Raw genomic sequence first — 358 nt, 5'->3', positions numbered from 1 at the left:
ATCTGCGGGCAACGGGCAAGAAGCCAGGAGATCGTCTGTTCACCGGCCGCAGAGGGCCGGACTGCAACCTGACAACACGGCAGTATGCGCGCCTATCTGACTGGCTGGCCGGTATAGGATTGGATCCTCATCTGTTCGGCACGCATTCTCTTCGTCGAACCAAGGCGACGCTCATCTATCGCCGCACCGGTAATTTGCGAGCCGTGCAGCTTCTGCTGGGGCATACAAAAATCGAGAGTACGGTCCGCTATCTCGGAATAGAGGTCGATGACGCACTTGCAATAGCAGAACAGGTCGATGTCTGAACTGGCTGGGCAGAGCGGACGCGCTCTGCCCGCCCTTTCCGGGCGGCTGCGGG

The 358-nt window shown here is 59.8% G+C and carries 1 protein-coding gene; it reads left to right on the top strand.

Translation table 11 applies throughout. From position 1 onward, the window contains the following. Window positions 1-305: tyrosine-type recombinase/integrase (locus tag OZ411_RS43180; RefSeq protein ID WP_282532838.1), on the top strand; the 305-nt coding region annotated here is incomplete at its 5' end. Between the last annotated feature and the right edge of the window lie 53 nt (window positions 306-358).

Origin of the sequence: Bradyrhizobium sp. Arg237L (assembly GCF_029990105.1) — a bacterium.
Classification (GTDB): Bacteria; Pseudomonadota; Alphaproteobacteria; order Rhizobiales; family Xanthobacteraceae; genus Bradyrhizobium.
The sequence above is the reverse complement of the archived record's forward strand: the minus strand, read 5'-3'. Positions and strand labels throughout refer to the sequence as shown.